Below are 15,545 nucleotides of genomic sequence, written 5' to 3'. Positions count from 1 at the left end.
CCATCACCCATAGTTGTCATTATCGCTGAATTTCAGTTGATCTTGCAATGGTTAAAAAATGGAAGATATAAAGAAATGGTGAAGACGACTCAGGAAGAACATTAAACAAAAAATGTCCAATTTTTTGTTTTTTTCTATTAATAGTTAACTGTAAATTATATTACTTTATCTGTAACTATTTTTACGCAATATTTAATTTATAATATACATATCCTATTAAAATTAACCATAGTATAGATAGCCTATTTCTCAGAAATATAAAGTTATTAAAGTACCAAAGTATTTTTTACAATTTTTATTTTATAAAGGAAAGGTTTATATGGAACTAAAAAATAGCGAGTTACAAGTAATTATAGAAGAAAAAAAAAGAGAATTAATATTTCTTACACAAAAATTGGACCTAAGACATGAAGATGTTCTATTGTGCAGTCAAGATTTGGATTTTTTTGTATACTACGCTATGAAAAAATTTTCAGAGCAAAAAATATCTAAATAAACTCCCCTCCACTTAATGAGATAGCTGTCTGTTTACAGTAGGAAAGCATGAATCCTAAACACTTTTATTAATCTAATTATTTTACAAGGTCTTTGAACTGCTTACCACTTAACCTCCTAACGGACTGTTTGAAGTGGAGATTTCTAATTGATTAGGAATCTCCATAGTCCTTACGGTTAAGAGACGAATTGCTTCGTTTCTAAGATTCATTCCTGAGTTAACATCTCTATCATGATGTGTGCCACAAGAAAGGCAATCCCACTCACGAAAATTTAGATTTTTAACGTCTGTATTTTGGTAACCACAACTTTGAACATAGCTGATTAGAAGCAAATTTTTTTGAGGCGATTATTACTTGCCTCCTGTACCATCTTGCTTTGTATTCCAACATATTTCGAAATTGTGACCAAGATACTTCTATAATTGCTTTGGCAAGTTTACTGTTTTTTAGCATATTGTTTACTTATAGATACACAATACCAATTACATTGTGATTTTTGATGATTTCAGTAGACATTTTATCCAAGTAATCTTTTCTTTTATTCTTAACATATTCATGGACCCGTGCCACTTTCACACGCTATTTATTCCAATTTGAAGTACCTTTCGTTCTTCTGGAAAGGATGCGTTGTACTTTCACTAACTTTTTTCTAATGTACGAAAGAATTTAGGAATTTTGTATGTAGTTCCATTAGAAAGAATAGCAAAGTCTTTTATCCCCATATCAATCCCAACAGAAGATGCTGTTTTTGGTAATTTCCCCACTTATGTCTCAACTAACAATGATACAAAGTATTTATCACTTGAATTTCCTCTTATGGTAGCACTCAGGATGCGTCCCGTTACCTCACGGCTCTTTGCAAACTTCACAAGTCCGATCTTAGGTATTTTTATTTATTTCGTTGTATAAGACTGAATTTTATTTCGTTTGAACTTAAATCGTGAATGATTATTCTGTTTCTTGAAAAAACGTGAAAAAGCTTCTCCTAGCTATTTTAGTATGGATTGAAGCGCAATACTATCTACTTCTTTTTTAATTGAGTAAGCTCGGCAGAGCAAGGGTGATAGGTTAGTCCTTTCCCTGTTTCTTTGTACGTATTATTCCACAGTAAGGAAGCGATAAGGCTTCTAACCGCAAGGACTGCGGAGATAGGCTAATAAATTAGAGTTCGATAGAACTCTTTACTTAGGAATTCCCCACTTTCACTTCTAAACGAAGTGAAAGTGGGGATAGCTCAACAATGTATTTTTGTTTCCTTCCATACGATGTGGAAAGCTTAAAAGAAGCTGCATTGAGCAAAACTATTATACTTAGTACTACAACCTTTTACTAGTTATCATTATTTTAATGCCCCATAGAGATACTGATATAGTAGACTTCCTTTCCAAAATAGTAAGATCCAAAAAAACAAAGTATAAATAATATCTATCTTTGGTGTAAAATAGATATTATTTATACTTTTCTTTCATGTAAACTTGAAATATTTTGTCACGGGTACATAGCTATTCATGTTTTACTCCTTCATCAAATTATTATTTGCATCTTTTGACAAATCATTCTTAGATTAACAAAGCAAAAAAATTGATGATACAAAAATCAGGTATTTGTACCATCAAAATAAAAATTATCTAAATGTTTATTTTTTTCGTTATTTAAGACTAATTTTATTCCAATCAAATAAAGAGCCCGGATCTGTCTTTCTATCTTTTGCATATTCATCGTGTCCTAATATATGATTCCTATCTTTTTGAATACTAGGATTTCTTTTACAAATATCATCTAATAATAGTTTTAAAGATTTATACTGCGCATCTGTATATCCAATATTATGAGGAGAAATTAAATTATATGTTTCTTCGGCCATCATAATTAACATTTCTTCCCAAGTTCCGATACCAAGTAACTCAATACCAATAGAATATTCATTAAGTTTATTTGTATATTTTGGCTGATTAAGAATACTTCCTTTTCCTGCATGATATGCAACCCTATTTTCATTTACAAATTGGTAAACGAAACCGGTTCTATCAATTAAGTAATGAGCTGACAATCCATTATCTAGAAAACTATTATATGCATCTTTTACATTGTAAGGATTTTGAGGTTTAGCAACTGCATTTGACATAAAATGAATAAGCACATGAGTAATTGATTTTGTACGCTCTTTAGAATTGTCTTCTGGTAAAAGCCATTCCTTCATTGGGGTCACAACCTTATTTGAATCCTGATTTAGTGAATCTGTCTCCGCTCTTTGGAATTTTTTATTCACGGAATTGTCATTCAATTCAATTTTCTCTTCTGCCAATGTAATGGGATTAAATGTGGAAATTGTTATGAGTGATATTGCTCCTAACATAGATATTATTTTACAAAACCTTTTCCCTTTCATATGTTCACCTCATCATATTATACTATTCAGAAATCCACCGATATTCTTTATAAATTTACGTTTATACTAACATTAAATTATAAACTCATATGATATCCTATTTTTTAAGAAATCTATTATAGAAAACATCAAATATAAAAAGGACTAAATATAACTGATTATTTGATGTACCTATTTCTCGTTGTTTTAAAAATTCATGATATAAATCACTTATTTTTATAAAAAAAAAAGAGCAACTATACTCTCTTAATTAATTGATAATTAACTCTTTATTAAAGCCTATTTTTAAAGAGTTAACCATAGCAATTCCTATTACTGATCATTAGATAGGTAATAGGAATTGCTCTTTAATATATTTAATTTTTATTTTCTTGAATAATTTTAACTTTTGGGTTGTCCATTGTCCGCGCGTGTCCACTTATACGAAAACCAGTTGTAGTACCTAATAATTGGACTGTATCTCCAACCTTAACTTTAACATTGGAATTTACAATAATCTTATCTACATCCATACTTTTTAATGGATTTGGATTGACTTCAAAACCTTGGTCAGTAACTTTGGTTATTTCTCCTGTTATTACTCCATCAGAATTAATCACAATTACATAACCTACCATGTAATCCAAAGAATCCTTAGCAAGCTCACTTTCTACCATTTTCACGCTTACACTATCCCCAATCTTAATATTAGAGTTAACCGACTGTATGGTGACTGAATCCCCGGATTTTAATTTACTATTCTCACCTACAAAATTTAATTTCATAACAAAATTTTGGTCAGTAACTTTTGTTACTTCTCCTGACAATACTCCAAAACTCTTTTCTTCTGCGGCACTTGCTATTGGTAAATCTAATCCGGAAATATTAGCCCCAACAACTCCAGTTAATCCTAGAGCCCCTGCTAAAATAATTTTCTTTAACATTTTCTTTCCTCCTTATAAAGTTATCCATGAGATATTTCATCATTAGTATACTTTTTATAAAAAGAACAGTCGTTACAAAAATATTACAATCTTATAGTAATCTGCTTTGCAATCTATCCAGATACTAATATAAAATTATTATCGCTTTATATATTTAATAGTGATTTTGGAAATTTGATATATATTTAAATGCAACTCTAGAGTTTTTTAATATACAATAACTTGTTACTTTTCTGTAAAGATTTTATTTCCAATAAAGTGTATACTTAGTGGGCATTTGGGTAAAAAGCAAATAAAAAAAGGCAATTTTTTCGCACTGTCTAGGGGATATAAAATTCACTTAAATTTACCATATGTTAAATTTGAAATTTATTTCTTTTAAACACTGTATTTTGAATAAAGGAGGGATTGGAAGATGTAGTATACTCTCACTGTAGAACTAGTTTCGAATTAAATAATCTAAAATCCAACCAATGTGTACGATAATATAAAACCCTATCTAATATTATTTTTACACTTTTCAACCTATCGAAATTTTCCAGATATATTTTCATGTTTTTTTATGATAAAACCGCATTCCAACTGTTAGATATGTAGTTGGAATGCGGTTTATTATATCTAGAAATACAAAATTAAAATGAATATTTCTTGTAACTAGTCCCTATATTATTTATAAAATTCAACAAAATTAGAGAAGTAAGTAATGCACCTAAACTATAAAAGGATCACAGTAAAACAAAAATATTAGCAAAAGTATACATTAACGTAAATATGAATCTTACACTTTTTTATTGTGTTTAAAGAGGATGCTTTTTAAAAAACTCATTAACATATCTTATAAACTCTTTTGGTTCTTGCCGAAATGGTGCATGATATCCCTTTTCTATAATTCGTAATGTACTATTTGCTATTAATTGTTGATACTTGCTACCATCTTTCCAAGAAACACTTTTATCCTTTCGTCCCCAAATTATCAAAGTTGGAACCTGAATTTCCCTCGGATCCATATATAATTTGTTTTCTATCATTTTTCGCAGTTCTTTATAATGTTCTGTATTGTTCCTTTTATACTTTACATCATTTTCTTTATAATCCTTTATATCAGATACTGTATTTAATTCATCCATTAGTCTTGGTTTAGACGAGATTGACTCTTTTTGTAAAGATTCTACCCCTGGTGCATCTACTAAAATTAGATTTGTAATTGCACTAGGATACAAATATGTTAAATTTAATGCTAATTCCCCACCTAAGGAATGTCCCATTATAGCAAATGTATCATATCCTAACTTTTTCATTAATTTATAATACATATTTGCCTGATTAGGAAATGTATATGAATAATCAATTGGTTTTGAAGAACGTCCAAATCCTAATATATCAACTGAAATAATGGTATGATTCTGTGCTAAATCTGAATAGATATCATTAAAACCATCAGAAGAGTTTCCAAATCCATGAAACATAAGTAAGGGGGGCTTTTCTTTCCCAATTTGTTTAAAATAAATACTCTGGCCATCAATTCCCACCATTTTTTCTTTTGTTTTCACTTCATTTTTTATTGTTTGACTAACTTCTTTTTTTTGTGTGACAGAGATTATTGATTTATCTATGACACTACAACTTGTTAATAATAAAATAAACAAGCTAATTAATATATATACATTAAAAATCTTCAAGTTATAATTCTCCCTTCAGATAAAATACAAGACGTAACAATTTTAGTTACACTTATTAAACAAGTCAATGATATTTGTATACAAATTACTTTTTCTTTTAATAATTAACTCTACAGAAAGCATTAGTTTTAGATATCAACATAATTCTTATAAGTGACATCTTTAGCACTTTTTCTATCAATAAACAGGTTTTTCATTTCTAATTTTCACATAAATAAACTGTAACTTTTTTGTAACCGCTATTCCCTTTAGATGAAACTATAATAGTTACATGATGACGGTTGCAAACTAATAGATTTTGAATGGAGATGTTATAAAGTGAATATTAAAAAAGTAGTTTTAGCCAGTGCACTAGGATTTACAGCACTTGCAGGTACAAACCTTCCAGGTTTAGAAACTCCCAAAGCTAGTGCCGATTCTATTGAATTAGAGACAATCCAAGGCCATGTTGTTGCAGTTTACGATACAATAGTTCATATCGAATTAAATGAATATAGTGACCCTAGTAAAAAAGATTTTGCAATTAACCTAGGGGACATCACAAACACATTTAAAGTAGGCGATCAAGTAAAAGCTACTGGCAGAGGTTGGAGAGGATTTGGTGATTCAACATCCTTCGATGCAACTTCCATCGAGAAAGTTAATAAAGGAAATTCATTAACCAAAACTAGCGCACCTTCTTTTGAGTTAGATACAATTCAAGGTCGTGTTGTTGAATTGGAAGATAACATAATTCATATAGAATCGAAAGAATACAATGGTCATATGGATAATATTGTTCCAATTACAATGCACAACACTACTAATACATTCAAAATAGGTGATCAGGTAAAGGCTACTGGAACTCTATGGAGAAACATGAGAACCTTTATGGATGCAACTTCCGTCGAGAAAATTAATGAAACAAACTCATTAACTCCTGGATTACATTATAATAGTCAAGGTGCACCAGATTATGTAATTGGAGAAATTACAAAGCAAGTCAATGATACAGATAAATCACTAAATTATGCGATTGTAACATACCCAACTAAATCTGGAAAATCTGATACTGTACGTGTTGATTTATCATCACAAACCAAATTCAATGTTGGTGACATGGTGAAGGTAAAGAACATTGTAGACTGGATTAGAACTAATATTTCTTTAACAGAGGAAAAGAATATAGAAAAAATTAATGAAACAAAAACTTCAACAGTACAAGATGATAAATGGATTTGGTCTTAATAAAACGTCAATAATCATACAAAAAGCTAATTTAATCTTTTAATTAAAATAAGTGTATAACCTATCACACAAACCTTATTAGGTATCAATAAGGTTTGTGTATTCATTTTTATAATTCATCCTACTCTAATAATATCTTGCTTTGTTTACTATAAAGAGAATGTATCATTACAGTAAACAAACCTTTATTTCTTTATAATCCTATACACCTTATGCAATTCTACATTTTTAAATTTATATAAGAAATTTTAAACTATTAGTTTCTTTCTCTAATCTTTTTACTCGCCTTGCTTATCAAAAATTCATTAGCAAACTTACTAAATAAATATATTAAAGAACTATTGATAGTAATTTATATTGTAACAATAACGATTTCATTCTTTCTGTTGAATTTACAGGCAAATATAGAATTTCCAACTCTATATTTGCCTGTAAATTCAACTTACTATACAAAAAGGTGGCTTATTATGAAAAAAATTATTTTAACTGGAGCATTAATCTTAACTGGAGTTACTGGATTCAATTTATATGATTCTGGAGCAACGAAAGTTAGTGCTACTAATATTGAGAAGCACCAAGAGAATATTTCCCAAAGTGATATCCAATTCACCGGGTATGTTGTAGGAGTTTACAACAAATTAGTAGAGGTTGCAGATATAAAAAATAGAGAAGATGCATTAAACTTTAAAAGCCATAATCGATCACAATTAATAAATGAAAATAAATTGATAAACTTCAAGTCTTCTAAACAACAAAAATATGAGGTAGGAGAAAAAGTTACTGTAACAGCAAAACAAACTATTAACTCTTGGCCAACAGAATTAATTAATCCTATTGTAAACAAACATGAATTTATTGGTAAAACATTCACAATAACATATGACGAAAATGATATTTTTAAAGTTAAGTATGTAGATGATAAGACAATTGAATGGGAAGGCATTGAAGGAGTGGCAAAAGGTGCTAGTGGAAAGGAAAATATTACTTATCGTCAACTATCCCCAGGTATCTTTTTTATTAATTGGCTAGAAAAAGAAGGATTTTCTGTTAGCCAAACTTTGGATTTAAATAAAATGACTGTCTATGCATATAATACCTATGATGAAGATGGAAAAAGAAAAGAATTATTCCGTACTGGTAAATTAGTTTTACAAAATAAATAATACGTTATTAACTATCTGTACAAAATACAGGTTTATCACTTCAACTTCCAAATATGTTTTCTGATTAAATTTATCACACTGTTTTTTGACTACTCGGTATTTTACTACGGAGTAGTCAAAAAGGATCTTTTTCTACTCTATAAAAATACACTATAATCTATCTATTTTACCTATATGGCACTTACAAACTTCAGTTTCTTTCTTAACGCTAAATGTGAATTATTTTTTATATTTATTAAATTAACGTAAATTATTTGCATACTATATATTGAACTACCCCGACTTTCACTTCGTTTAGAAGTGAAAGTCGGGGTAGTTCAACAATACAATTGTGTTTTCAATATAAATGGAAACTTTTAAATAGAAGTTTATTTATTTTTAATGTTAGGAGTTAGGAGTTCCCTAGAACATAGAGAAACAAGGCACCATACAAAGTAATCTGACAAACCTTAGAGGTATTGTATGTAGCTTGCTCATCTTAGATACAACGAAAGAGCCTTACCTCTTTAGATAAGGCTCTTTCGTTGTATGATATTTACATAGCAACTAAGAAACTGAAAACATATAACACCAAGTAGTAGAATCCTAATATTCCTCCTACAGCTAATACCTGCTTAATCCAACTCTTAAGTTTTAGATTACTGTCAATTGCTTGCACTCTTTCCATATTTCCTCCTATTAAGTAGAACCCTTAAAAACGCTCACCTCGCTATGGTACCATTAAAAAATGACTAATAGATGTCTAATTTTTGTCTAAATGTATAAACATGCAAAAATCGTATTGTTAAATTTGTAAGCGCTCGCTATAATTATAATAGGGTTATAAAGATTCACCACATCTTAATACGAACAAAGAGGAGAGAATAACATGGAAATCGCAATGGCAGTTTTAAAATTTGTAGGAGGAGCAATTCCATTAATTCAAGAACTTCTAAAAGCATTTATGTAAATTCACTATTTAGCAATTATTTATAAAAATTATCATACAAATGATCTGTATATCAAAGATGAATTGATTTACAGATCATTTGTGTGAGCAAGGTCCCTTTAACATTACTAAGGGACCTTTTTAATTTTTTAAATACTTAAGTTTACGTCACATCAACATCAAGTTAGCAAAACAAAATAAAAAAATACGCCATCCATTCCTATGATTCTACAAAAAGAATAGCGTATTTTTCATTTTGGGGGCATTATAAAACTTTAACTTGATGGTGATGGGGATCACTAAATGATTCTAAGAAAATTTTACGTTTAGAATCATTTATCAAGAAAACTACATATTTATGAAATATGGATAAAGCATATTAAATTTTACTTTACAGACTATGGTAGTTACCTTGTTATTACCATTAATCAAGCTATACTAGACTATAAAGAAACAAATTTTCTTTAGGTAAGCAATTCATATACTAAATTTCACATTAAAAAACCTAAATTACTATTAAGTAGCGGGAATCCGCTGTTTTTTATTTTGTAACAGAAAAAGAAAACAAGATAAAAAATCGCTCATAAAAAGTTTTTATCGTTTTCCGACAGAGGACTCCTTCTCCAAAAATGTGAAGGTGTGAAACACCAATTTTAGGTGGGAGATGAATGCCAGTTGGCATAAGCCAACATGTTTGCTACCATATACTTGTACAGATTGCTCTTTGAAAACTGAAGATATGAGGTTGGTTGCAGAAAAACGTTGCAACCGTAAAATCTTCAACGTTCTTTCGCTCCACGTTTGCTGAAGTTGCGAAAACCAAGCTAAAGTAGGAAACGTGGTGAGTCAACTTACAAGATACTTATGTTTTCACCGTAGGGACTACGGGCAGAGCCTGGGATACATCGGTGTTCGCAGGAATCTCCCACTTCAAAAAGTCCGTAAGGACGTTAAGTGGTGAGTAGTTCAAATAATATCTTCACGTACTAGAACATCATAACAACCTAAAAATATCCCCTTCTTTTTCATCAAGAAATCTGAAGTATGACAACAATTAAGTTCATACTAGCATGAACAACAAATGATACTAGTAACCTATTGGTACGCATATATACTACAGCTAGTATAATCCCAATTAAAAAATATCCAAATACAAATGGAAAATCAAAATGCATAATAGAAAAGAACAGTGAACTTATTAATATATTCCCAGTTTGTTTAAACTTTTGAGTTAAAATATTTATAGCCGCATAACGAAAAACAAACTCTTCTACTAAAGGTGCAAGAAGAACAATTGAAACAAGTGCTACAGGAGATATTGCTGCAGCAGTGACTGTACTAGACGTATTCGCTGATTGCGTAGTTAGCTGGAATACACTCTTATCTAACACACTACCAACCATCTGTGCAAGAAATACGAATATGATCCCAACTAAAATCCATATAAATGAATTTCTTGATAATTTAATCGATAACTTTGGATCATTTATTATTTCTTTACTATATATAAGAAAAATGATTATTAGCATAAGTGAAAACCCAATTAGTTCCCAATGCACAAGAAGTTTTTGAATTACTTGCTGCTGGTTTCCCTGCATATCATACCAACCTGTCTTCGCTAGTAATAGTACACCTATTATCCCCACAAATTGTGTCATAACAAAATAAATCAAAATGATAAAACCTGATTTATATCTAGTATCCCTACTCATATTTTTATTTCCCTCCTCCACTTTCATTATATTTTCGATACTGCTCATTACCGTAACAATAATTACAAAAAGTATTTTATAAGTGTTGTTTTATTTTTCGTAACCTTTTTTAGAATTTCATAATCTATACTGGGCTGGATTATACTATACACATAAAACCTACTTTATTCGGTCAACACTACACATTCCAAGAAAGAGCGTTGTACAACAGCGCTTTTTTCTATTCATATAATGAGTAAGCATACTTTGTTAAAACATTCATATACTCTTATAGGTGTTGTTATTAGGGTCATGGAGTGCTCTGGCCGAGTACTCCTATTTTTCCTTTTGCAAAATAAGAAGCTTGTTCTACTTTTTATTTGCAACATATAAATTAAAATGTGTAAATAATTATATTGATCATGGAGTGAATTGAAACTTGAAGCTTTCTTTCCCTTCGGGTGAAAATAACATATATAAATCTTTTTAATAACTATTTAATATTATATATTAATTAAGAAATTTTTATTCCATTCATATGTTTCAAAACTCCTGCAGCCTTCAAATGCTTTAATCCTATTTCAAGCGCAACAGTTCCACCAAATCCCTGATTAAATAATCAGTGGGACATCATATTTCTTTGCGTACTCTTTTGCTACATCAATAGATACATGGCCACTTGCACCTTTTTGAATGACAATAACATCGCATTTTTTTATAACACTTCGAAAGGTTTTCTTTACGCCTCCGTGATTTTTCCCATCATGGAAAATAACCTGGCAGTCTCTTTTTGGGCCAACTTCTCTAACGTTCTTCCATTTGATCCACCTAAAACTAGAATTGTACTCATTCCCACTCACTCTCCTTATCTTTCTTCTTTATGTACGTACTTGGTGATGTTAATAAAACAAGTGTACAAGCTACAATATTCATTAATACGAAACAAATTACTAATAATATAACGAAAATCGGTGACAACAAGATGAGAATAAAGCCACTTACTACCAAACAGATAAAAATAAAGCCATTACTCATGTCTTCGTAACCATCTAGTCCTTGTACAATATTCAAACTATGCATCCATACTGTAATACTATCCCAATTTTCTACTAACAGATAGCCACCACCCAACAGAAAAGCCCAGCCAAGCAACGTTCCTAATAATCCAGAATTTCGTCCTATATAATACCCCGAAACAAAATTCGCAGCTGTTCCAATTAACATCCTCATTTGTATTCCCCCATATCTATCTCATTTTAGCGTTATATGCAAATTTCATTTAACCATGGTTTTATTATATCAGAAAATTGTGAATATTCAATAAATAATTTTAGGTACTCTTTATTTTTTTATAAAAGGGTTGTGTTTTTTCTTCCACAACCCTCATTTCCTTCTTAATCCACAGGTACTTCTTCTTGTCCATGTGGAATTTGTGCAATTGGTGTTACAATTTGTGCATATTTGTTTACCTGCACTTTAAATTGTCGTGGTTCTAAGAAGTTTACCTGTTGAATTAAAACTTCAATATGAAACGTATCTACTTTTTTCCCACGGTCAATTTTGGTAATTCGCGCATTGTAAAACTTATCCCCATTTAGGAAATACCTTTGAACAGCTTCTGTAGCCAGCATACGCTCATTGCTTGTCATTTTCATTGGTTCAATACCAAATCCAGCCTTTGTAAACAAGTACGTTACATCATAACTACTATTAGAAATTTTTCGTAGTAAATCCTCTACAGTTTTTGTCTTTGCGATATATTCCTCTTCTTTTGTATCAAATCCCTTTGGCTTATCTCCAAGCATCTCGATTTCATCTTGATTGACTTGCTCTTCCACTTGTACTTGAGATTTTATCATGTAACGATTAATAGTATTATAAGTAGCAACGCCTACTACCAACACAATAATCCCCAATATAACTAAGTACTTACGAGGCAGATTCGCTAACACATTCATGACTTTCTTCATTTCTTCACATCCCAAATCAGTCTATAACATTACGAATTTGCGTCATATGTTGACCTCTTGCCGTATAGTTTAGACCTGTAATTTGTACACCTTTATTATCACCAATATGAATCATTCTTTGATTCCCCATATAAATTGCAACGTGCCCTGGGTTTTCATAGAAAATAAGATCCCCTGGTTGTGCATGATTGATATCTGGTACTTGTTTACCTTGTCCGACTTGAGCACCTGTCCAATCTCCAAGTTGTACACCTATGCTTGTTCTAAAGACATACTGCGTAAATCCTGAGCAATCTGAAGAGCCACCTGGTGGATTACGGTCTCCTAATACATATCTGACCTTTCCTTGCCCTAGCCATTTTTTTGCTTCTTCTAATACCTTTTGTCGTTTAGCATTTGTCATTGTAGGAGCACCACCTGATGATAACCCTGGATCATCATTTTTCTTAAAGAATTTCATTGGATCCGTTGGCTGGTCATTAATACGAATTTGGAAATCTAAATGGACAGCGTATCCAAGCATGTTCAGAACACCACCAACATAGTTAGAACCACCCATTTCCCCTATAATTTGTCCTTTTGTTACCATAGTTCCTGGAGTAACTGAAATCTTACTCAAGTGTAAATAACGGGATACAATGCCATTTCCATGGTCAATATAGACACCTAGACCACCGTAGTTTACATATCCTGTTTGAGCTGTAACTATTCCTGCTTCCATCGACCATACAGGGTCTCCTGGTTTTCCAGCGGTCATGGCTCCAATATCTACAGCATTATGAGGTTTGTTATTATGAATTTCATCAAATGTTCCTGTAATACGCCCTGATTTTGTTGGCCATTTCCAACCTTTATCAGAAATCCATTCTCCATCTCCAGCTGCCACACAACCTAAATCTTTGTAATATTTCAAAACTTTGGAAACGTACGAATAATCCCCATAACACGCATTAACCTTGGTTCGGAAGTTATTCGGATCGGAGCAACCACCTGGATTTAAATGATTCTTACTTCTTGAGAACTCAATAGCTGTTTCTTCTGAATAGCCACCCTTTGCTAAAGCGTAACTAATAAAACCTTCGCCAAATAGTGATAGGTAAAGTTTTGACGTTATCTCCACCTTTTCCCCCACTTCACACCGTACGTGAGACTTTCACCTCATACGGCGTTCCATCTAATTCAATTGACCAACTTTTGTATTGAAGAAAAGATAGGATTTCGACGTGCTGATATTCTTAGCTTGTCAAACATCACTTTCTTCTCTTCAATAATGTCGTACTTATTTAAGATTGATTTCGCCTTATCTGAATCATCGCTATGAATTGCTAAGTGTATGTCTTCAAGTACAATTACTAAATTTTCGTAATTGTCCTGTCCCCCAAATTCCAACGGAATTTTATGGTGACAGTGCCAACCCACTAATCCAACTTCTAGTTTCGTAATGGCACATTTTCCATACTGTGCAATAAACTTTGTAATTCTGTTATCGTTGTATTCTACCGTTCGATGCTTCATATAAAAGCGTTGTACATGTCAGAGTATCTCCCTATCTATGGCTTTTAAAGTATCATGTATTTTCTCTCTACCTTCTTTTGTATAATTTGAGATAGACTGAGTAAAATTTCTAGCCGGTTTGTGCTTCTGCGCATGGATAGGTAGTAATACGATGTCTTTGATTTTGTACAATTTAGGATTGTATCTTTTATATCTTTTCCTTAAGACAGTCGACATGTCGCTCTTAGTGGCTTTTTTCCAATCTCGCCTCAGTCGATTATAGAGTGTTCTTATGAGATGGCAACTCATGTGATCTAAGTCATGATTAATATGTGTGGCGGCCGAATAATAATTTTGTATCCCCATTACAGTCGTGTTAAATCTCCATACTGATTCTGGTGTCTGTACTCTGCTTATATCTTTAACAGCCTTTTTCAGCTTGCTATACGCATGTTTTCTGGATTTTACACACATTCTGCTATGAGCCACATGTTTGTTTCCTTTCTTATTTGCCTTAACTGTAAAGCCTAAAAAGTGACTAGCTTTTTTCCTCAAATTTATAATCTTTGATTTTTCAAGGCTAATATCCAGGTGTAGGCGTGTTCTCAGAAAGTCTTTTGTTGCTTCAAACATTTTTAAAGCCGTTACATAATCACGACATAATATTTTTGCATCGTCTGCATATCGAATTAAGAAACATTCCTTTAATTTACTTTTCTTTAGCGCTCGATACTTGTCACTATTTCCTTTGTATGGATGTGAGGTTTTTATCGTTTCCCATTGGTTACTTACCCACCAATCTAATTCGTTGAGTACGATATTAGATAGAAGCGGACTTAGTATGCCTCCTTGCGGAGTACCTTTTTGAGGAACCCCCTCATTTACAATTTCTGCTTTCAGCAGTCTTGAAATGATAGAAAGTAATTTTTTATCTCGTATACCTATCGTCCACAATTGCTTTAGAAGTTTTCCATGATGTACATTGTCGAAGAAACCTTTAATGTCTATGTCCACACAATAGTGAAACCCGTTTCCTTTTCTATTCACTAAAGATTTCATTCTCGCTAGTGCATGATGTGTACTTCGGTTAGGGCGAAAACCGTAACTATGGTTATGAAATTTCGCTTCACATATTGGTTCCAATATTTGCAATACACATTGCTGAAATAATCTGTCCCATATAGTTGGTATCCCTAATGGTCTACGATTTCCATTTGGTTTTGGTATAAATACGCGTCTTACAGATTGTGGTTCATACCAACCAAACATCATTTTTACTTTTTCTATCACTTCATCCGTTGAAAGCATTTTAATATCGTTAATTGTCATTCCATCTGTTCCAGCTGTCAGGCTTCCCATATTTCTTTTTATATTTCGATATGCTAAACGTATGTTTTCATCCATCTTCATAAGCTCTATTAATTTATAAAAGTTGTTACCGTTTTGACTTTGCTGATACAAGTCATCTAGTATAGACTGCATATCATAATATTCAGCGTGTCTAAGCTTTTCAGTTTTCTTTATAAGTCGGCTCTCCTTTCAGAGTTTACCTTTTTTAGTCTCACAAGAACCTTATAATTCGAC

At 31.6% G+C, this 15,545-nt stretch carries 10 protein-coding genes and 4 pseudogenes; 3 read left to right on the top strand and 11 right to left on the bottom strand.

Annotation, left to right across the window (positions count from 1 at the left end; genetic code table 11):
- Window positions 1–319: 319 nt before the first annotated feature.
- The gene (locus ACTFRH_RS27120) at window positions 320–496 is read left to right on the top strand and encodes a Spo0E family sporulation regulatory protein-aspartic acid phosphatase (protein ID WP_216475844.1); all 177 of its coding nucleotides are present in this window, start codon (window positions 320–322) and stop codon (window positions 494–496) included.
- Window positions 497–604: 108 nt separating this feature from the next.
- On the opposite strand, the pseudogene tnpB reads toward ACTFRH_RS27120, so the two are convergent.
- The 4 genes and pseudogenes from tnpB to ACTFRH_RS27100 form a co-directional block, all read right to left on the bottom strand.
- Window positions 605–1,605, bottom strand: a pseudogene (gene tnpB, locus ACTFRH_RS27115) (IS200/IS605 family element RNA-guided endonuclease TnpB); the annotation flags it as partial.
- A 540-nt stretch (window positions 1,606–2,145) separates the two neighbouring features.
- On the bottom strand, window positions 2,146–2,853 hold the full coding sequence (locus tag ACTFRH_RS27110) for an N-acetylmuramoyl-L-alanine amidase (protein ID WP_440049334.1): 708 nt from the start codon (window positions 2,851–2,853) through the stop codon (window positions 2,146–2,148).
- A gap of 389 nt (window positions 2,854–3,242) precedes the next feature.
- On the bottom strand, window positions 3,243–3,809 hold the full coding sequence (locus tag ACTFRH_RS27105; RefSeq protein ID WP_216475842.1) for a hypothetical protein: 567 nt from the start codon (window positions 3,807–3,809) through the stop codon (window positions 3,243–3,245).
- 797 nt (window positions 3,810–4,606) lie between these two features.
- Window positions 4,607–5,488, bottom strand: coding sequence for an alpha/beta fold hydrolase (locus tag ACTFRH_RS27100; RefSeq protein ID WP_216475841.1), 882 nt, complete (start codon window positions 5,486–5,488; stop codon window positions 4,607–4,609).
- Between the two features lie 318 nt (window positions 5,489–5,806).
- On the opposite strand from ACTFRH_RS27100, the gene ACTFRH_RS27095 reads away from it, so the two are divergent.
- Both ACTFRH_RS27095 and ACTFRH_RS27090 read left to right on the top strand, forming a co-directional pair.
- Window positions 5,807–6,715, top strand: coding sequence for an ATP synthase subunit A (locus ACTFRH_RS27095; RefSeq protein WP_216475840.1), 909 nt, complete (start codon window positions 5,807–5,809; stop codon window positions 6,713–6,715).
- 467 nt (window positions 6,716–7,182) lie between these two features.
- The gene (locus ACTFRH_RS27090) at window positions 7,183–7,878 is read left to right on the top strand and encodes a MoaF-related domain-containing protein (protein WP_216475839.1); all 696 of its coding nucleotides are present in this window, start codon (window positions 7,183–7,185) and stop codon (window positions 7,876–7,878) included.
- A 535-nt stretch (window positions 7,879–8,413) separates the two neighbouring features.
- On the opposite strand, the gene ACTFRH_RS27085 is transcribed toward ACTFRH_RS27090, so the two are convergent.
- From ACTFRH_RS27085 to ltrA, 7 genes and pseudogenes are all read right to left on the bottom strand, one after another.
- Window positions 8,414–8,545, bottom strand: coding sequence for a hypothetical protein (locus tag ACTFRH_RS27085; protein WP_301283120.1), 132 nt, complete (start codon window positions 8,543–8,545; stop codon window positions 8,414–8,416).
- Window positions 8,546–9,834: 1,289 nt separating this feature from the next.
- Window positions 9,835–10,518 carry a CPBP family intramembrane glutamic endopeptidase gene (locus tag ACTFRH_RS27080; RefSeq protein ID WP_216475487.1) on the bottom strand — a complete coding sequence of 228 codons (684 nt, stop codon included), beginning with the start codon at window positions 10,516–10,518 and terminating at the stop codon, window positions 9,835–9,837.
- 493 nt (window positions 10,519–11,011) lie between these two features.
- A pseudogene (locus ACTFRH_RS27075) lies at window positions 11,012–11,347 on the bottom strand (DUF2325 domain-containing protein).
- Window positions 11,344–11,727, bottom strand: coding sequence for a hypothetical protein (locus ACTFRH_RS27070; protein ID WP_216475488.1), 384 nt, complete (start codon window positions 11,725–11,727; stop codon window positions 11,344–11,346). Before ACTFRH_RS27070 ends, ACTFRH_RS27075 begins: the two are co-directional and overlap by 4 nt.
- A gap of 164 nt (window positions 11,728–11,891) precedes the next feature.
- The gene (locus tag ACTFRH_RS27065; protein ID WP_216475489.1) at window positions 11,892–12,467 is read right to left on the bottom strand and encodes a hypothetical protein; all 576 of its coding nucleotides are present in this window, start codon (window positions 12,465–12,467) and stop codon (window positions 11,892–11,894) included.
- A 16-nt stretch (window positions 12,468–12,483) separates the two neighbouring features.
- Window positions 12,484–13,554 (bottom strand): annotated as a pseudogene (locus ACTFRH_RS27060) (peptidoglycan DD-metalloendopeptidase family protein); the annotation flags it as partial.
- A gap of 92 nt (window positions 13,555–13,646) precedes the next feature.
- Window positions 13,647–15,443: pseudogene (gene ltrA, locus ACTFRH_RS27055) on the bottom strand (group II intron reverse transcriptase/maturase).
- Between the last annotated feature and the right edge of the window lie 102 nt (window positions 15,444–15,545).

The sequence above is a fragment of the Bacillus cereus group sp. MYBK216-1 genome (genome assembly GCF_051916495.1).
Classification (GTDB): Bacteria; Bacillota; Bacilli; order Bacillales; family Bacillaceae_G; genus Bacillus_A; species Bacillus_A thuringiensis_K.
The sequence above is the reverse complement of the archived record's forward strand: the minus strand, read 5'-3'. Positions and strand labels throughout refer to the sequence as shown.